This is a genomic window from Burkholderia sp. PAMC 28687 (genome assembly GCF_001577465.1).
In the GTDB taxonomy this organism is placed as follows: Bacteria; Pseudomonadota; Gammaproteobacteria; order Burkholderiales; family Burkholderiaceae; genus Caballeronia.
The window spans coordinates 957481-975663 of record NZ_CP014505.1; the positions used below are offsets into that span (position 1 = coordinate 957481).

The window sequence follows — 18183 nt, forward strand, 5'->3', positions numbered from 1 at the left end:
CGTTGCGAAGAATGCTGAAAGGCTTTCCGCCCATCGCCGATGAAAATACGCACACGCTCATACTCGGCAGTTTCCCCGGCGTGGCGTCGCTCGATGCCGCGCAGTACTACGCCCATCCGCGCAACCAGTTCTGGCGGCTGGTCGGAACGGTGATCGGCGAGCCTTTGCACGAGCTTGCCTACGATCAGCGCGTTCTCAAGCTGCTTGAACATGGCATCGGCTTGTGGGATGTGCTTGCGGCGTGCGAGCGCGAAGGCAGTCTCGACACCGCGATCCGCCACGCGAATCCCAACGACTTTGCCTCGTTCCGCCTTCACGCGCCGGGCTTGAAAAAGCTCTGCTTCAACGGCAAGACATCAGGGCGTTTCGAACCGGTGATCCGCGAGGCAGGCTACGAAACCCTGGTCCTGCCGTCGTCGAGTCCGGCGAATGCTATCCTCTCGTTCGATCAAAAATTGCGCATCTGGCGCGACATCCTCAAATGACCCAATTAATCAAACGCGCGTCGGCTGAAGCGCGCGCGTTCGGCGGCAAGCGCCAAGAAAAAAAGCACGATAAAAAGCAGGCCAAGCGCGCAAAGCGCGATCGTGATGACGACCTTGAAAACGCGCCCCGTATCGATGCACCTCGCAAACCGCGCTTCGCGCCCGTGACGTTCTCGGAAGAGGGCGGCGTGCGATTCCTGCATTTCGGCACCGAATGGGTGCAGGGCGCGATGCGCCTGAAGAAGCCGAATCACATCGAACTTGAATACGCGCAGCAGATGATGGCGTGGCTGTTGTTCATCGAAACGCCCAAACGGGTGGTGCAGCTTGGTCTTGGCGCGGCTGCACTGACCAAGTTCGCGCACGCGTTCCTGAAGCGCGCTAAGGTCGAGGCGGTCGAGCTGAACCCGTCGGTTGTGATCGCCGCGCGCACGATGTTCGAGCTGCCCAACGACGACGCGCGCCTCACCATCCACGAGCAGGACGCCTACGACTTCGTCAACGACGCCGCGAACCACGGCAGCATCGGCGCATTGCAAATCGATGTCTACGATGCCACCGCGCGCGGCCCCGTGCTGGACAGCGTCGCGTTCTATCGTGCGTGCCGGGCTTGCCTGACGCCGGCGGCGGGCGTGGTGACGGTCAACCTGTTCGGCGATCATCCGAGCTTCGTGCGCAACATGAAGCGCCTGAACGAAGCCTTCGATGGCCGGGTGCTCGCGCTGCCCGAAGTCCACGACGGCAATCGCATTGCCGTCGCGTTTGCGGGACCCGCGCTCGATGTGCCGTACGCGCAACTCGAACAACGGGCAAAGCTCATCGAAAAGGAACTGAAGCTGCCCGCGCGTCAATGGGTCAAGGCCTTGTCGATCAGTACTGAAGCCGGCAATACACCCAACTTTTCCATCTAGATCCAGCAGCGAACCCGCCGCCCTGCCAGCGGTCGATAAAGCAAAAATTACATAATGCTTTCTCTACCCATTACGGTTCGGGTTCGCCCTGCTTGACCCACTTTTAGGCGTCCATATACTCCACGTGTTATTTCGGGGCGCTATTAGGCTGGCGCCTTGCCGCGAGATCCGCGCAGGTCCCAGTCCAGCAGCAATTTAAAGAGAAAAGAGGAGACCGTCATGGCTCAAGATGCGGTGACCGCCACTGGTCAGGTCCGCAACAAACAGTGGCTTTGGCTGCTGATACTTCCCTGGATCGGCGTTGTCTGGGTGCCGTTTTACAACAAGATCGAACCGGTGCTTTGGGGCTTTCCGTTTTTCTACTGGTATCAGTTGCTCTGGGTGCTCATCAGCGCGGTCATCACGGCCGTGGTCTATATGAAGACCAAGCCCATCCACGCTGCTCCCAAGCTCACGCCCGGGAGCCCGCGATGATGAATCCCACCGCAACCTTCGTCTTCGTCCTGTTCTTCATCGGCGTGACGATCCTGGGTTTTGTCGCCGCTCACTGGCGCAAGGCCGACCTCGGTCAGCTCGATGAATGGGGCCTCGGCGGCCGTCGCTTCGGCACGATCGTCACGTGGTTCCTGCTCGGCGGCGACCTGTACACCGCCTACACGTTCGTCGCGGTTCCGGCCCTCGTGTTCGGCGCGGGTGCGACCGGCTTCTTTGCGCTGCCGTACACCATCCTGATCTACCCGTTTGCTTTCGTCGTGTTCCCGAAGCTCTGGTCGATCTCGAAGAAATTCGGCTACGTCACCGCCGCCGACTTCGTGCACGCCCGTTACAACAGCCGCATGCTGGCGTTGGCGATTGCCGTGACGGGGATTGTCGCAACCATGCCGTATATCGCGTTGCAGCTCGTCGGCATTGAAGTGGTGATCGGCGCGCTTGGATTCGACACCAAGGGGTTTGTCGGCGATCTGCCGCTGATCATCGCGTTTGCGATTCTCGCCGCGTACACGTACACGTCGGGCCTGCGCGCGCCGGCCATGATCGCGGTCGTGAAGGACGTGCTGATCTACATCACGATCATCGCGGCGATGATCATCATCCCGGCGCAGCTTGGCGGTTTCGGCGCGATCTTCCATGCGGTCGATCCGGCGAAGATCCTGTTGAAAGCTCCGGATGCATCGAGCCTCAATGGGTATAGCGCGTATGCCACGCTCGCGGTCGGTTCGGCGCTCGCGCTGTTCCTGTATCCGCACTCGGTGACGGCGGTGTTGTCGTCGAAGTCGGGTAACACGATCCGCCGCAACATGGCGCTCCTGCCGGCCTATTCGCTGGTGCTCGGCTTGCTCGCGTTGCTGGGGTACATGGCGCTTGCATCGGGTGTGAAGGACATGCCGGAATTCGCCCCGTACTTCAAGGCCTACGGTTCGAACTTCGCGGTCCCGGCTCTGTTCCTGCACTTTTTCCCGTCGTGGTTCGTGGGCGTTGCGTTTGCGGCGATCGGTATCGGCGCGCTGGTTCCGGCCGCAATCATGTCGATCGCGGCCGCCAACTTGTACACGCGTAACGTGCATAAGGAGTTCGTGAACACGAACATGACGCCGGAGCAGGAAACCAACGTCGCGAAGCTGGTGTCGCTGCTGGTGAAGGTCGGTGCGGTCGTGTTCATCCTGGCGCTGCCGCTGACGTACGCTATCCAGTTGCAGTTGCTCGGCGGGATCTGGATCATCCAGACGCTGCCGGCGCTGGTGCTCGGCCTCTATACCCGTGTGCTCGATCACCGGGGTTTGCTGATCGGCTGGGCTGCGGGGATCGCCACCGGCACGTGGATGGCGGTATCGCTGAAACTGGCCGGGTCGATCTTCACGATCCACCTTTTCGGCTACGCTATTCCGGGGTACGCCGCGGTGTGGGCGCTGGTCGTGAACCTGGTGGTGTCGATCGTGGTCAGCATCCTGGTGCGCGTGATCGGGCTCAAGCGATCCGATGACCGGACGAGTCCCGAGGACTATCTGGATGTAGCTGAAACCTGATCGCGGGTTAGCGGTAAAGTTGGCGAAACGCCCGTAACGGATGTTGCGGGCGTTTTCTTTTTCCGGCTGCGGCCTTATTGCAGCGTTATCGTCAGCGCGTTGTTCATCTCTTCACCGGAACCGCATGTCCGCAACCGAACCGTCGAAGCCCCTCCGGAGCCATACGCGCCGCACGCTGCACGTGCTCGGCTCACCGTATTTTCGATACCGCCACGCCAAGTACCTCCACGCGGCGCGCGTGGCGCTGGCGCTGCTTGCGTCGATTGCGCTGACGTCGGGCATCGATATTCCCCACGGCGAATGGTCCACGGTGACTTTGCTCGTCGTGATCGGCGGCTTGCAGCATCACGGCAATATCCGCAAGAAGGCGGCGGAGCGCGCGGTGGGAACGCTGCTTGGCGCGTCGCTCGGGCTTGGGCTGATCCTGCTGCAATCGGTCACCCACTCGACCATGATCACCTTCGTGCTGCTGGCTGTAATTGCCGGCGTGTGCGCGTATCACGCCATCGGCAAGCCGGGGTATATCGCGTTGCTCACGGGCATCACCACGGTGATCGTGGCGGGGCACGGGAATCTGTCTATCGATGTCGGCTTGTGGCGCACCCTGACCGTGCTGATCGGCATAGTGATCGCGCTGGCGTTCTCGTTCGTGCTGCCGCAATACGCCACGTATTCATGGCGTTATCGGCTCGCCGACAACATGCGCGACAGCGCACGGATCTATAGCGCGATCGTGGAAGGCCGGCGCATCTCCGTTGAGGCCTTGACGAAGCAGTTCGCCACGATGAACTCGCGGCTGGTTTCATCGCGTTCGCTGCTGGCGTCGGTTGCAAAAGAGATCGACGCGCCGCTTGCTGTTCTGGAGGATATCCAGCGCCAGCATCGTTCGATCATCACCGCGCTGGAAATGATGGCGTCCGCTATGCCGGACAATGCCCCCGGACTTGCCGCCAGCGGTCACGCCGAAGAGCGCGCCGTGCGTCATACCTTGTTGCTGATGGCGCGTGCGTTGCGGTTCGGCCGTGTCGGTCTGCTGCATGCGGCGACCGGGTCACCCGCCGCCGCCGCGAGGCTGGAGCAGACCGCCGGCATTGCCGCCGACCTCGCACCGGAGTTGCAGGGCCCGTACTGGCTTGCGAAGCGGCTCGCGGAACAGGTGGACCGGCTGCGCTTGCGGCTGATTGAAATAGAGCGGCAGTGGAACCTCGAAGGTGCGCAACCGTTTCATCGATAAAGTGCTGCCGCAAGAACTCAACCGCCCAGATCGTCCATCACGCTCACGATCCACGGTATGCCGAACTTGTCGGAGATCATGCCGAAACCGCTGCTCCAGAAAGTCGGTTGCCAGGCCATCCGGACGTTCCCGCCGACGCTTAACGCGTCGAACATGCGCTGGCCCGATTCGTCGTCGTCAGCGACGATCGCGATGGCGAATCCCGAGAACACCTGCGGTGCTGCGTTCACGCCATCCGACGCCATGATGATGCTCGAGCCTATCCTGAACGTGGAGTGCATGATCTTGTGCTTCCATTCGGGCGTTGCGTTGACGCTCTCGGGAGAATCCTCGAAACGCAATACTGACAAGGTTTCCGCACCAATCGCGTGCTGATAGAACATGAGCGCTTCTTCCGTGCGGCCGTTGAAGTACAGGTAGGGTTCGAGACGCATTGGCACTCCTTCATTGATGGGCGGCCCTCCGCCCGCCTCAAAAGTCTAGCCCACGCTCAAGGCCTAAAAACCCCCGTGCCGACTCGGTCTGCACAAAAAAAGGCGCCGGCGAAATAGCACCGGCGCCCGTTTCTGGACACGTAGTCTCTGTATTGCAGCCGCCAAATTACTTCAGCGCTTCGATCAGTTTTTCGAGCTTGACCGCATCGGCAGCGAAACCGCGAATGCCTTCGGCGAGCTTTTCGGTCGCCATGGCGTCGTCGTTCAGGAGGAAGCGGAAGCTCGACTCATCGACGTTGATCTTGTCGACCTTGTCGTTTGCAACGGCTTCCGGCGACAGCTTGCGCTCAACCTTGTCATTGCTCTCGGCAAGCTTCTTGAGCAGATCCGGGCTGATGGTCAGCAGATCGCAGCCGGCCAGTTCCGTGATCTGATTGACCGTGCGAAAGCTCGCGCCCATCACTTCGGTCTTGTAGCCGAACTTCTTGTAGTACGCGTAGATCTTGCGCACCGACTGCACGCCCGGATCGTTCGCGCCGCCCATCTTCACTTCGTCCCAGCCCGCGCCCGCCGACTTCTTGTACCAGTCGTAAATACGGCCGACGAACGGCGAGATCAGTTGCGCGCCCGCGTCCGCTGCAGCCGCTGCTTGCACCGGTGCGAACAGGAGCGTCATGTTGCAGTGGATGCCGTCCTTCTGCAGCGTTTCCATGGCGCGGATGCCTTCCCACGTAGACGCGAGCTTGATCAAAATGCGCTTGCGGTCGATGCCCGCATCTTCGTACAGCTTGATGATCTCGCGGCCCTTGTCGACGGAAGCCTTCGTGTCGAACGAAAGACGTGCATCGACTTCAGTGGACACGCGGCCCGGGACGATCTTCAGGATTTCCTTGCCGAACGCCACCAGCAACTGGTCGATGATGTGACCCGTAGACTTGCTCGCGTGATCCTTGACGGTCTTTTCGAGCAGCGGCTTGTAGTCGTCGTTCTGGACGGCCTTCAAGATCAGCGACGGGTTCGTGGTCGCGTCCTGCGGCTTGAATTCGCCGAGTTGCTGGAAGTTGCCGGTATCGGCGACGACGGTGGTGTATTGCTTGAGCTGGTCGAGAGCGGATGTCATATCTGGTCTTCGGCGCGTTGTGCCGTTGTCAAAGATGCGGATTGCCCGCGTTGAAAGGAGGTTGCGAGACCGCACGTGATGCCGCGGCGCCAAACCTTCTGGCAATTGTCTCGCACAAGAGTGACATTCTAGTCCTGCTGCGCAATTTGGCGCAGGCGTCGGTGTTTCCCGCTGCAATTCGAGTGCCCGAGCTGGCAGAGGTTCCGGCGCGGCGCACACGGTCCACCAAGCCATTACACGCCGACGCTGTGAACATTTCGCGTCGACACCCTGAATTTACGCCCGGCGCGCGTTCAGCACAATCTGCGTGACGATGCCGGCGACAAGACCCCAGAACGCCGATCCTATCGATAAAAGCGTGAGCCCCGACGCCGTCACCATGAACGTGACAAGCGCTGCTTCCCGCTGGCGAATGTCCTGCATGGCGTTGGTGAGACCGCTCATGATCGAGCCGAACAATGCGAGCGCCGCGACCGAGACTACCAGCGCCTTCGGCAGCGACCCGAACAGCGCCGCGATGGTGGCCCCGAAGATGCCGGCGACCAGATAGAAAATGCCGCACCAGACGGCCGCCATGTATCGGCGGGAATGGTCCTCGTGCGCTTCCGGCCCGGTGCAGATGGCGGCGGTGATCGCGGCCAGGTTGATGCCGTGCGAGCCGAACGGCGCGAGCAGGAGCGACGCAATGCCCGTTGTCGCGATCAATGGCGCCGATGGCGTGTCATAGCCATCCGCGCGCAGCACGGCGATGCCGGGCACGTTTTGCGAGGCCATTGCCACCACGAAAAGCGGGATGCCAATACTGACCGCCGCCGCGAACGTGAAGTGCGGCATGGTGAAGACCGGGTGCGCCAGCGCGACGTGGAACTGGCTGAAATCGAGCAGGCCGAGCGTTCCGGCGGCGACGATGCCGACCACGAGCGTCGTCAGGATGGCGTAGCGGGGCGCGAGGCGCTTGACGATGAGATAGGTGAAGAACATTGCCAGCACGAGGGCTGTCTGGAACTGCGCGGCCCTGAAGATTTCGATGCCGATCTCGAACAGGATGCCCGCCAGCAAAGCCGCCGCGATGCCTGCAGGGATCTTGCGCATGAGGGTATCGAACCAGCCGGTCAGGCCGACAACCGTCAACAGGACCGCACAGACGATAAACGCGCCGATCGCATCCGCATAGGGCACGTTCGGCAGCGACGTCACGAGCAGTGCTGCGCCCGGCGTGGACCACGCAATCACGATCGGCGCGCGGAACTTGAGCGACAGGCCGATCGTGCACAGCGCCATGCCAATGGAGAGCGCCCAGATCCAGGAGGAAATCTGCGCATCGGATAAATGCGCGGCACGCCCGGCCTGGAACATCAGGACGAGGGAGCTGGTATAGCCGGTCATCATCGCGACAAATCCCGCGACCATGGCTGACAGCGACGAATCGGCGAATGGCCGCAAAGCCGTGGCGGACGGATTCATTTAAAGCCTCTCAGGGACGTTTCGCGCGGATCGTACGCGCCGAGAGGCTGAAAGGGCAGGGACAGTGTGAAAAGAAGTGGCCGTGCCACTTGGGACCCGATTTGATTTATTTGGAAAGCGCACGCATCGCGCTTTCAAGCCCGGCCAGCGTCAGGCCGTACATGCGACCGCCCAGGATCTGCCGGATGACCGATACCGATTGCCGGTATTCCCAAAGCCTTTCCGGTTCGGGATTGAGCCACGCGAAACGCGGAAACTGGTCGGCGAGGCGCCTGAGCCAGACCGCGCCGGCTTCGGCGTTGTTATATTCCACGGAACCGCCTGGTTGCATGACTTCGTATGGGCTCATGGTGGCATCGCCGACAAAGATCAGCTTGGTATCAGGCGAAAACTTGTGCAAAACGTCGAACGTGGCAGTTCGTTCGCCATGCCGGCGCTTGTTGTTCTTCCACAGATAATCGTAGACGCAATTATGGAAATAATAGAACTCGAGATGTTTGAACTCGGATTTCGCCGCCGAAAATAATTCTTCCACGCGCTTGATGTGATCGTCCATTGAACCGCCTACGTCAAGCAGCATCAGGACTTTCACATTGTTGTGGCGCTCCGGCACCATTTTCAGATCGAGCCAGCCGGCATTTGCGGCGGTACTGCGGATGGTATCGGGGAGATCGAGCTCATCGGCGGCGCCTTCGCGCGCAAACCGGCGCAGCCGCCGTAACGCGACCTTGATATTGCGCGTACCGATTTCGACCTGGTCGTCGTAGTCCTTGTAAGCGCGCTCATCCCAGACCTTGACCGCACTCCGGTTTCCAGCGGAGTCGCCGCCAATGCGAATGCCTTCCGGATTGAATCCGCCATTGCCGAAGGGCGACGTGCCGCCCGAGCCGATCCATTTACTGCCGCCTTCGTGCCGTTCCCTTTGCTCTTCGAAAAGCTCTTTCAGGCGCTCCATCAGCTTGTCGATACCGCCGAGCGCCTCGATCTGCCGTTTCTCTTCGGGCGTGAAATCCCGGTCGAGCTTTTTCTTCAGCCAGTCGAGCGGGATGTCTAGCGCGGTTTCATCGAGTGCGGCAATGCCGTGGAAATACGTGCCGAAAGCCTGGTCGAATTTATCGAAGTATTTCTCGTCCTTGACCAGCGTCATGCGCGCAAGAAAATAAAACTCGTCGATAGACGGCCCGATCACCTGTGCCTTCAACGCTTCGAGCAAGGTCAGGTATTCCTTGACCGAAACCGGCAGCTTGGCGTTGCGCAACGAATAAAAGAAGTCGATCAGCATGACCGGCGTCCGCTCAACGGTTGTTGCGGTTCATGAACAGGAGCCGCTCGAAAAGGCTCAGGTCCTGTTCGTTTTTCAGCAACGCGCCATGCAGCGGCGGGATGATCTGCTTCTGATCGCTCGAGCGCAGCGCTTCGGGACCGATATCTTCCGCCAGCAGCAACTTCAGCCAGTCGAGCAGCTCGGACGTCGAGGGCTTCTTCTTGAGTCCCGACACGTTGCGCAACTCGAAGAAACTTTGCATGGCGGCCGCAACCAGTTCTTCCTTGATGCCCGGAAAATGCACTTCGACGATCTGCTTCATCGTCGTGGGTTCGGGGAACTTGATGTAGTGGAAAAAGCAGCGGCGCAAAAACGCGTCCGGCAGTTCTTTTTCGTTGTTCGATGTGATGATCACGAGCGGCCGGTGTCTCGCCTTAACCAGCTCGTGCGTCTCATACACATAAAATTCCATGCGATCGAGTTCGCGCAACAGGTCGTTCGGGAATTCGATGTCGGCTTTGTCGATTTCATCGATCAGCAAGACGGTCGGCACGTCGGCATCGAAGGCCTGCCACAACACTCCCTTCACGATGTAGTTGCGGATGTCCTTCACGCGTTCGTCGCCAAGCTGTGAGTCCCTCAGACGCGAAACAGCGTCGTATTCGTACAGGCCCTGTTGCGCTTTCGTGGTCGATTTGATGTGCCATTGCAAGAGCGGCATGCCGAGCGCGGCCGCCACTTCCTCGGCCAGCATGGTCTTGCCGGTGCCGGGTTCGCCCTTGATCAAAAGCGGGCGTTGCAGCGTGATCGCGGCGTTGACAGCGAGCTTCAGGTCGTCTGTGGCGACGTACTGCGATGAGCCTTCAAAACGCATGACGCATCTCTCGATGAGGGAAAATTGCAGTATAAGTCAGATGCCGTTTTGCCATTGAGCGCCCAATACCCGGTATTCGGGCATTTTCAGGATGTCCATTGGACACAGTGTCGCAGGCCGCCGGGCCTTGATTGGCAAGGCTTTGCGCGGTGCAGACCTTCCCGCCGCGGCCTGTGGACGCAGGGTAGGCCGCGCGGTACAATTAGCGCGATTTTTTTGGCCCGTGTGGCTGTCAATCAGACGTGCCTCAGGCTGCGCGCTGGAAGCACAGGAAGCACGGCCGATTGATCAGTCCCGAGAAAGTCCCGGAACGCCAGGCCTTTACAAGGTGCCGGATTTCCCCTCATGCCAGGTTAGAAGCTATGAATAAATTCGTCGGCAAATGTGCCGTGATCGCAGCGCTGTCGGGGCTTGCCGGCTTCGCGACCCAGGCTTCCGCCGATGTCGTGGGCAACGCGAAAGCGGCCCAGGGCAAGGTTGCGATGTGTATCGGGTGTCACGGCATTCCCGGTTATCGCACCGCGTATCCCGAGGTGTACCGGGTGCCCATGCTCGGCGGCCAGAGCGCCCGCTACATTGAGAACGCGCTGCAAGCCTACAAGAAGGGCGATCGCCATTTCGAGACCATGCACGGCATAGCGGTGACGCTGACCGATCAGGATATCGCCGATATTGCAGCGTACTACGCCGCGCAAACCCCCTCTTCGAAGAACAATCCCGACAAGTGATCCTGCGCGTTGGTCCTGATCATGCAAGGCATCAGGCCCGAGACGCACTCACTCGGCATTCACAATTCGCGGGATAGGAGAATTCATGAAGGCACTCGAAACAGTGTTGAAAACAGCATGTACGGCAGCCGCGCTGGCCGGCGTGATCGCCATGCAGCCGGCGTTCGCCGCCGATGCCAGCAACGGCAAGGTGCTCACCGAAGCGCACAATTGCGCAGCCTGCCACGGGCCGAACCTGAACAAGCCGGTGAGCGCGGAGTATCCGAAGCTCGCGGGCCAGCACGCCGACTACATCTATTGGGCGCTGCGCCAGTACCAGATGGGCAACGGCAATCCGAACTTCGGCCGCGCCAACGCCATCATGTCGGCGCAGGTGCAGAACCTGTCGCAGGCGGACTTGAAGGATATCTCGGCGTATATCGAATCGCTGAGTGGCGATCTGGTGCTGAAGAAGTAACTTTTTGCCGGTTTATCGCGCATGACGAAACACCTCGCTGATGCGAGGTGTTTTTGTTTGAAGCTTCAGCGCCTCAATCCCGCGATGCGCGCTGTTCGATCAACGCAAGATAGGCATCGGTGTCAGGCGGCGTATTGTTGCGTTGCGCCTCCCAGATGATCTGGCCGAGGCATTCCATGATCGCGTGCTGCGCATCATGCGTCGAACCCAGACGCCCGACCAGCCGCTCGTGCGCGCGGCGAATTCCCGGCGGTTGATCGATGGAAAGTTGCTCTGTGATCGCCAGATGCATCGACAGGTGCAGGAACGGATTGCTCTTGCCCTGGTCCGGCGAGTAGTCGGCGTGGGCGACGTCGGGATCGGCGAGTTCCTGCTGGTATTCCGGATGCTCGCCAATCCAGTCGGCCGCGATGCTTTCAAGCGGCGTCAGGACGCCGCCTTGCCGCTGTTTGCGCCAGGTTTCGGTGAAAAATTGGCGAACTTCGTCGCGGCTGGGGTTGAACATGGGGTCGTGTCGCTTTACTGAATCGTGGTCTGACGGGCATTTTAAGCTGCATCGATGCGGCTCGCTTGGCGCCGGGACAGAGCGCTTATTCGATGGGCGCCGGCGTCTTCGGCCGGTACTCGCACAAAGGTTCGATCGCGCAGTGCCAGCACTCGGGCACGCGCGCCTTGCACACATAACGCCCGTGCAGGATCAGCCAGTGATGCGCGTCTTGCTTGAATTCGTCGGGGACGAACTTCTCCAGCGCCAGTTCTACCGCACGCACGTCCTTGCCGGGCGCGAGTCCCGTTCGGTTCGAAACGCGAAAGATATGGGTATCGACGGCAATGGTCGGATGGCCGAACGCGGTATTCAGGATCACGTTCGCGGTCTTGCGCCCGACGCCCGGCAGCGCTTCGAGCGCCTCGCGGTTATCGGGCACCTCGCCGCCGTATTGCTCGACGAGAATCCGGCACGTCGCAATGACGTTCTTCGCTTTCGTCCGATACAACCCGATCGTCCTGATGTATTCCGTCACGCCTTCTTCGCCGAGCGCCAGCACCTTGGCCGGCGTGTTGGCGACCGGGTACATGCGACGCATCGCCTTGTTCACGGAGACATCGGTGGCTTGCGCCGAGAGCAGGACGGAGATCAGCAGCTCGAACGGCGAGTTGTGCTCGAGCTCGGTGGTCGGATGCGGGTTCAGGCTCTGCAGCGTCTCGAAGATCGCGCGGCGTTTTTTCGGGTTCATCGGATCAGGCGTCGGGGTCGTTTGCGGAGTCGCTGTCGGGCTCGTTGTTCGCGTCAGTCAAACCTAGGCGGCGGCGCCGGGCTTCGGCTGCGTCGATTTGCGCCTGGACCTCGGGGCTCACCGAATCGATGTTCTTCGGCCCTGCGCCAAGCCTCGCCAGTTCTTCCTTTTTCTTGCGCGCACGTTCCATCGCGGCCTGGATGATCGCGCGTTTTTTGGCTTGCGCTTCGTCTTCCGGCGTGGCGGCTGCTGTTTTCACGACGCGATCGCCGGATATGGCCGGTTCGACTGGCTTGGCCGATCCCGCCACGCGCGCAGCCTTACGCGCTTCGGCGGCATCGCGTTCACGCGCGAGCCGCGCCAGATGCTGGTCGTGCCGGATGCGCGCGGCGTCGGCTTGCGTCTGCGTCCATGCGTCCCAGCCGGTCTTGTCGCCGGTGACTGGAATCATGGCGATGCAATCGACAGGGCAGGGCGGCACGCACAGGTCGCAGCCGGTACAAAGCTCGGGGATCACCGTGTGCATCTGCTTGGCCGCGCCAACGATAGCGTCCACCGGGCACGCTTGCAGGCACAACGTACAGCCGATACACAGGTTTTCGTCGATGATAGCAAGCGGCCGCGGCCGTTCAACACCGTTCTCGGGATTCAGCGGAATGACAGGCTTGCCAAGCAGGCGGGCAAGCCGCGCCACGCCTTCCTCGCCACCGGGCGGGCATTGGTTATAGCTCGCCTGACCTGCCGCGATGGCCTCGGCGTACGGCCGGCACGCGGGGTAGCCGCATTTTGTGCACTGCGTCTGCGGCAGCAGGTCTTCAATCTGGCTAGCAAGGGTCGTGGGGAAAGTTGCAATCACTGCTGTCACATTAACGGCTGGGGTATGGCGGCGCCGGCCGCATGAATCAGATGGACACGAAGCGAACAGGTCAAGATGCGAGAAGCATCCTGACACTGCAGACGATTCGCATTCAAGCGATCAAACGGCTAAACCGACGACCACTTGTGGGGATATGTTCAAGCGCTTATGCTCGCGCTCGTTTTGATATCGCATTTGTGCGTTCGGGGCATTCGGCCTGGTTTCGATGCGTTGTGCCCGAGGCGGCATTATCGCCGAATTTCAAGCTGTTCCCAATCAATCCCAATTGCCAACGGGCCAACGATGTGCACATAATCAAATCGCTTTAGATTGACTGCAGGACGGTATTCCCAATCACGTTGGCGCAACCGATCCATCGCATGCTTCTTTAGGACACAGGAATGCATGACGCTACTCTCAAAACGCGGTTTGTCGATCATGAAGCCACCATGAACCAGCCAAAAATCAAAAGAGATCCTGAGGGCACGCGCCGCAGAATCCTGCTTGCCGCCGCCGAGGAGTTCGCGGCGGGAGGCCTGTTCGGTGCGCGTGTGGACCAGATAGCCCGCCGCGCCGAAACGAATGAGCGAATGCTCTACTACTATTTCGGCAGCAAGGAGCAGTTGTTCACCGCCGTCCTGGAACATGCGTTCACGGCGCTCACCGATGCGGAAAAATCGCTCGATCTGGAGGGCGTGGCGCCGGTCGAAGCCGTTACGCAGCTCGCGCATTTCATCTGGAATTACTATCGTGAGCACCCCGAGCTATTACGGCTGGTGAATAACGAGAACCTCCATGAAGCACGTTATATAAAGGGCTCCACGCGTATCCGCGAGCTCATCTCGCCCGTGGTCGCGAAGCTCGCGAAGATACTGGAACGTGGTCAACAAGCCGGATTGTTTCGCAATAACGTGGACCCCTTGCGCTTCTACATCACGTTGTCCGGGCTCGGGTATTACATCGTATCCAACCGGTTCACGCTGGAAGCCACGTTCGGGCTCGATTTCAGCGCTGACGCGGAACGTGATGAAATCATCAAGATGAATACGGAGTTGCTGCTCGCCTACCTGATGCGGCGCTGACCCACGCAACCTGCGCAAGAACTCATGCATCCGACTCGGCACGCCTCACTGAAGGGGTCACGCCCGCAATGAAACACGCCGCGTAAGGACGCGGCGTGCGGTGTCATGCTGATCCGACCGATCCAGACTCAGGCGGGAACTGCTTCCTTCTTCGGCGCCTTGTCGTGCGAGAGAATGAATTCACGCAGTTGCGGGTACACCATCGTGCGCCAGCGGCGGCCCGAGAAAATGCCGTAGTGGCCGGCTTTCTCGGCGGTGTAGTGGCGCTTGTTCTTGGCTGGAATGCCGGTGCACAAGTCGTGAGCAGCGCGGGTCTGGCCGCTGCCCGAGATGTCGTCGAGCTCGCCTTCAATGGTCAAGAGCGCCGTCTGCTTGATGTCCTGCGGACGTACACGCTCGCCGTTCACGTCCCACGTGCCTTCGGCCAGCTGGAAATCCTGGAAGACGATCCGAATGGTATCGAGGTAATAATCCGCGTCCATGTCGAGCACGGCGTTGTATTCGTCGTAGAAACGGCGATGCTGCTCTGCATCTTCGTCGTCGCCACGCATGAGGTTCTGATAGAAGTCCCAGTGCGCGGTCACGTGGCGCTCGGGGTTCATCGCGACAAAACCCGCGTGCTGCAGGAAGCCCGGATAGACCTTGCGGCCCACGCCCGGATAGTTCGCCGGGACCGTGTGGATCACGTTGTTCTCGAACCATTCGTAGGAATGTTCGCTTGCAAGCGAGTTCACGGAAGTCGGGCTGCGCCGTGCATCAATAGGACCACCCATCATCGTCATGGTCCGTGGCGTGTCTTCACCGCGGCTTGCCATCAACGATATGGCGGCGAGCACCGGCACGGTCGGCTGGCACACCGAGATCACGTGCAGGTCCTTCGCGCCGATGTGGCGGATGAATTCCTGGATGTATTCCACGTAGTCGTCGAGATGGAACGACCCGTCTTCTAGCGGGACCATGCGCGCGTCGAGCCAGTCGGTCAGGTAGACCTTGTGGTCCTGCAGCAGCGTTTTGACGGTATCGCGCAAAAGCGTGGCGTGGTGGCCCGAAAGCGGCGCGCACACCAGCACGATAGGTTCGGTCTTGAGGTCCGTGACGGTCGCGCTGTCGTCGGAAAAACGCTTGAAGCGGATCAGCCGGCAAAACGGCTTCTCGATCACGATCTGCTCGACGATAGGAATGGCGTGGCCATTCTTCTCGATCTGATGCAGCTCGAATTCAGGCTTCTCGTAATCCTTGCCCAGCCGATACAGCAGCTCGTAGCCGGCCGCGAGACGCGTGGAACCGGGAACATACGAAAGCGGACTGGACGGATTGGTGAACGACTTCGACGCCGCTTCCGCCCATGCTGTAAGCGGACTCAGCATGGCCCGCTGGAATTCGTGAAATTGATAGAGCATGTTTTACCCGTGTAAAACCGGCTGCGCCTATGGTGAACGGCGGGGCCGGGGTTTGGCTTCGGATGCATTGTTTCGCCGAACGACCGGTCGGAAACCTTCTCCGATCATAGCCAAGAACACCGTTTTGTGCAACGCAGCATACGTGTCGTTTACCTCAGTAAAACGCTGGTTTTCACGCAAAACTCGTCAAGTTTTGACTGAAAATTACGAATCGCTTTCGTTTGTGCTCACGGCTTCCGAGGGTTTGTCCTGACGCTGCGCAGGTTGGCCGGTCGCCTTGGCCATGCCTTGCTCGTGTTTCATCAGGTTCATTCCCGTGTGCACGAGCGCCACGTGCGAAAAAGCCTGCGGGAAGTTGCCGACCTGACGTTTCGCGACCGTGTCGTATTCCTCGGCAAGCAAGCCGACGTCGTTGGCGAGTCCCACCAGCCGTTCAAACATGGCGAACGCTTCCTCCAGGCGGCCCTGGAGCGCGAGGTTATCGACGAGCCAGAAGCTGCACGCGAGAAACGTCCCTTCGCCAGGAGGCAAGCCATCCTGCACTTCGGCCGTGTGATAGCGCTTCACCAGGCCGTCGTGCGTCAGGTCGCGTTCAATGGCATCGAGCGTCGAGATCACGCGCGGGTCTTCCGGCGGCAGGAAACCGAGCAGCGGAATCAGCAGCAGGCTCGCATCGAGGTCGCCGCCGCCGTATGTCTGGACGAACGAATTCATCGATGCATTCCAGCTCTTCGAGCAAACGTCGGCGTGGATGACCGTGCGCTGGTTGCGCCAGTGTTCGAGCGGACCTTCCAGCCCGAACTGTTCCGCCGATTTGATCGCGCGGTCGTACGCAACCCAGGCCATGACCTTCGAAAATGTGAACTGCTGGCGGCCGCCGCGCGTTTCCCAGATGCCTTCGTCGGGTTCCTGCCAGACCGTATCCAGGTGATCGAGCATGGCGCGCTGGATGGACCAGACGGTGTCGTCGCTTTGCAGGCCGCCCACCCGTGCGAGGTGCAGCGCGTTCATGACTTCGCCGTAGACATCGAGTTGCAACTGGTCCACTGCGCCATTGCCGACGCGCACGGGCTTCGAATCCTCGTAACCGGACAGCCAGTCGACTTCCCATTCGGGCAAGCGCCGTTCGCCGGCAATGCCGTACATGATCTGGATCTGTTGCGGCGAACCCGCCATCACGCGGCCAAGCCACGCGCGCCATGCGCGGGCTTCGTCGTAGTAGCCGCTGCGCATCATCGCGAGGAGCGTGATGGTCGCGTCGCGCAGCCAGCAGTATCGATAATCCCAGTTGCGGGTTCCGCCAAGCTGCTCCGGCAGCGACGTGGTAGGTGCAGCGACGATGCCGCCGGTCGGCTCGTAGGCGAGCGCCTTCAACGTGATCAGCGAGCGGCGGATCGCCGGACCCCATCGGCCATCCAGGTTGCTGCGGCCGGACCACTCGAGCCAGAAATTCTCGGTGCGTGCGAACTGCGTATGCGGATCGCGGGCGGGCGGCAGGCGCAAGTGAGATTGCGAATAAACGAGCGAGAAGGGCACGCGTTCACCCTCGCTCACCGTGAACTCCCCGACGGTACGCATGTTCTCGCCAGACAGGTCGATGGGCGTGCGCAGCACGCACAAATCGGGACCGGCGATGGCGCGAATGCCACTGTCGTCCGGAAGGCGGCTGACCCAGGGAATCGATGAGCCGTAATCGAAGCGCAGCACCAGTTCCATCTTCATCTTCACGGTGCCGCGCCGGCCAACGACAATACGCACGAGGTCGGACAGGCCATCGCGAACGGGCATGAAATCGATGAGCGAGACCCGGCCCTCGGGCGTTTCGAAATCGGTTTCGAGGATCAGCGTGTCGCCGCGATATTTGCGCGTGATGACCGGAGGCGGTGCGCCCTCGGGCAGGTCAGGCGTGATCAGCCAGCGGCCGTTTTCGGGCGTCCCCAGTAGCGCGGCGAAACAGGCGCCGGAATCGAAGCGCGGCCAGCACAGCCAGTCGACAGATCCCTCTTTCGAGATCAAGGCGGCGGTGTGGCCGTCGCCAACCAGGGCGTAGTCTTCGATCAGTGCGGGCATAGGCAGGTATTGATTTCGATGAAGCGATTGGAGCGGTCGATTATGAAGTGCATTCGTATTTCGTGCGTTGGCATGCGAGTTTGGTGTTCACTTCAAAGCGATCGGTCGAACGGAATATGTAAGCTCAACTTGAAAATAAAGTGGACGAACGCCTAGAATGAAAGTTCGCGCCTGAGCGATGCCAGCTTCCGACCGGCATGCAGATTCTGATCGCACCACGCGTCCACGCTTGCCTGACGTCTTCGAGGAAATCGAACGTGAAAGCCATGCCGAATCCGTTGAGAGCCGATTGCATCGCCATCCTGTCTGCTGCGAGCCGTATCGCCGATACGTCCACGCTCATCGATCTCGATTACAAACATCTTGGCCTCTCGCGAAATGGGATGGAGGTCGCGGCGACGTTCCTGATTGAACGCGATTGTTTCACGCAGCATCGGGATATAAACGGCTTGCTGGCTGTCGGCGGCCTTTCGCTGCAGGGCCGCATGCGCCTCGAGCAGCTTTCCAACGGGTGATGTACAGCCTGGGTCGCACCCCCAGGGTTC

Annotated in this window: 20 protein-coding genes; 9 read left to right on the forward strand and 11 right to left on the reverse strand. The window is 60.4% G+C overall.

Translation table 11 applies throughout. The features are described 5' to 3' along the window. The first annotated feature begins 11 nt into the window (after positions 1–11). The 5 genes from AX768_RS04460 (at position 12) to AX768_RS04480 (ending at position 4654) form a co-directional block, all read left to right on the forward strand. Positions 12–485, forward strand: coding sequence for a DNA-deoxyinosine glycosylase (locus AX768_RS04460; protein ID WP_061998950.1), 474 nt, complete (start codon positions 12–14; stop codon positions 483–485). Further along, positions 482–1396, forward strand: coding sequence for a hypothetical protein (locus tag AX768_RS04465; RefSeq protein ID WP_061998951.1), 915 nt, complete (start codon positions 482–484; stop codon positions 1394–1396). Before AX768_RS04460 ends, AX768_RS04465 begins: the two co-directional genes overlap by 4 nt. 219 nt (positions 1397–1615) lie before the next feature. After that, entirely contained in the window at positions 1616–1870 is a 255-nt protein-coding gene (locus tag AX768_RS04470; protein WP_061998952.1) for a DUF3311 domain-containing protein, read from the forward strand. Beyond that, positions 1870–3420 (forward strand): monocarboxylate uptake permease MctP, encoded by a 1551-nt coding sequence (gene mctP, locus AX768_RS04475; protein WP_062000771.1) that lies wholly within the window; start codon positions 1870–1872, stop codon positions 3418–3420. Before AX768_RS04470 ends, mctP begins: the two co-directional genes overlap by 1 nt. Positions 3421–3544: 124 nt before the next feature. Further along, entirely contained in the window at positions 3545–4654 is a 1110-nt protein-coding gene (locus AX768_RS04480; protein ID WP_061998953.1) for an FUSC family protein, read from the forward strand. A 17-nt stretch (positions 4655–4671) separates the two neighbouring features. Here AX768_RS04480 and AX768_RS04485 read toward each other — a convergent pair whose 3' ends face one another. The 5 genes from AX768_RS04485 to AX768_RS04505 form a co-directional block, all read right to left on the reverse strand. Beyond that, the gene (locus AX768_RS04485) at positions 4672–5088 is read right to left on the reverse strand and encodes a VOC family protein (protein ID WP_061998954.1); all 417 of its coding nucleotides are present in this window, start codon (positions 5086–5088) and stop codon (positions 4672–4674) included. 166 nt (positions 5089–5254) lie between these two features. Further along, positions 5255–6208: a transaldolase gene (gene tal / locus AX768_RS04490; RefSeq protein WP_061998955.1), complete on the reverse strand. Its 954-nt coding sequence runs from the start codon at positions 6206–6208 to the stop codon at positions 5255–5257. Positions 6209–6484: 276 nt separating this feature from the next. Then, positions 6485–7672 carry a benzoate/H(+) symporter BenE family transporter gene (locus AX768_RS04495; RefSeq protein ID WP_061998956.1) on the reverse strand — a complete coding sequence of 396 codons (1188 nt, stop codon included), beginning with the start codon at positions 7670–7672 and terminating at the stop codon, positions 6485–6487. A gap of 106 nt (positions 7673–7778) precedes the next feature. Next, positions 7779–8954: a vWA domain-containing protein gene (locus AX768_RS04500; protein WP_061998957.1), complete on the reverse strand. Its 1176-nt coding sequence runs from the start codon at positions 8952–8954 to the stop codon at positions 7779–7781. 13 nt (positions 8955–8967) lie between these two features. Next, a complete protein-coding gene (locus AX768_RS04505) occupies positions 8968–9810 on the reverse strand; it encodes an AAA family ATPase (RefSeq protein ID WP_061998958.1) in 843 nt (280 codons plus the stop codon). 362 nt (positions 9811–10172) lie between these two features. On the opposite strand from AX768_RS04505, the gene AX768_RS04510 reads away from it, so the two are divergent. Then, complete coding sequence (locus tag AX768_RS04510; protein WP_056352325.1) at positions 10173–10538, forward strand: c-type cytochrome; 366 nt, start codon at positions 10173–10175, stop codon at positions 10536–10538. Positions 10539–10623: 85 nt separating this feature from the next. Further along, the gene (locus AX768_RS04515) at positions 10624–10995 is read left to right on the forward strand and encodes a c-type cytochrome (protein ID WP_061998959.1); all 372 of its coding nucleotides are present in this window, start codon (positions 10624–10626) and stop codon (positions 10993–10995) included. Between the two features lie 73 nt (positions 10996–11068). Here AX768_RS04515 and AX768_RS04520 read toward each other — a convergent pair whose 3' ends face one another. The 4 genes from AX768_RS04520 to AX768_RS33610 all read right to left on the reverse strand — a co-directional run bounded on the left by AX768_RS04520 (position 11069) and on the right by AX768_RS33610 (position 13733). Beyond that, positions 11069–11500: a DUF1841 family protein gene (locus AX768_RS04520; protein ID WP_061998960.1), complete on the reverse strand. Its 432-nt coding sequence runs from the start codon at positions 11498–11500 to the stop codon at positions 11069–11071. A gap of 85 nt (positions 11501–11585) precedes the next feature. Beyond that, complete coding sequence (gene nth, locus AX768_RS04525; protein WP_061998961.1) at positions 11586–12230, reverse strand: endonuclease III; 645 nt, start codon at positions 12228–12230, stop codon at positions 11586–11588. A 4-nt stretch (positions 12231–12234) separates the two neighbouring features. Then, complete coding sequence (gene rsxB / locus AX768_RS04530) at positions 12235–13086, reverse strand: electron transport complex subunit RsxB (protein WP_062000772.1); 852 nt, start codon at positions 13084–13086, stop codon at positions 12235–12237. Positions 13087–13334: 248 nt separating this feature from the next. Further along, complete coding sequence (locus AX768_RS33610) at positions 13335–13733, reverse strand: hypothetical protein (protein WP_231941396.1); 399 nt, start codon at positions 13731–13733, stop codon at positions 13335–13337. Here AX768_RS33610 and AX768_RS04535 point away from each other — a divergent pair. Continuing rightward, a complete protein-coding gene (locus AX768_RS04535) occupies positions 13638–14168 on the forward strand; it encodes a TetR/AcrR family transcriptional regulator (RefSeq protein WP_231941366.1) in 531 nt (176 codons plus the stop codon). The genes AX768_RS33610 and AX768_RS04535 overlap by 96 nt on opposite strands. Positions 14169–14296: 128 nt before the next feature. On the opposite strand, the gene AX768_RS04540 is transcribed toward AX768_RS04535, so the two are convergent. Together AX768_RS04540 and AX768_RS04545 are read right to left on the reverse strand one after the other, a co-directional pair. After that, positions 14297–15568 (reverse strand): polyhydroxyalkanoate depolymerase, encoded by a 1272-nt coding sequence (locus AX768_RS04540; protein ID WP_061998962.1) that lies wholly within the window; start codon positions 15566–15568, stop codon positions 14297–14299. Between the two features lie 204 nt (positions 15569–15772). After that, positions 15773–17638, reverse strand: coding sequence for a glycoside hydrolase family 15 protein (locus tag AX768_RS04545; RefSeq protein ID WP_061998963.1), 1866 nt, complete (start codon positions 17636–17638; stop codon positions 15773–15775). Positions 17639–17904: 266 nt separating this feature from the next. On the opposite strand from AX768_RS04545, the gene AX768_RS04550 reads away from it, so the two are divergent. Beyond that, positions 17905–18153 (forward strand): hypothetical protein, encoded by a 249-nt coding sequence (locus AX768_RS04550; protein WP_062000774.1) that lies wholly within the window; start codon positions 17905–17907, stop codon positions 18151–18153. The last annotated feature ends 30 nt before the right edge of the window (positions 18154–18183 follow it).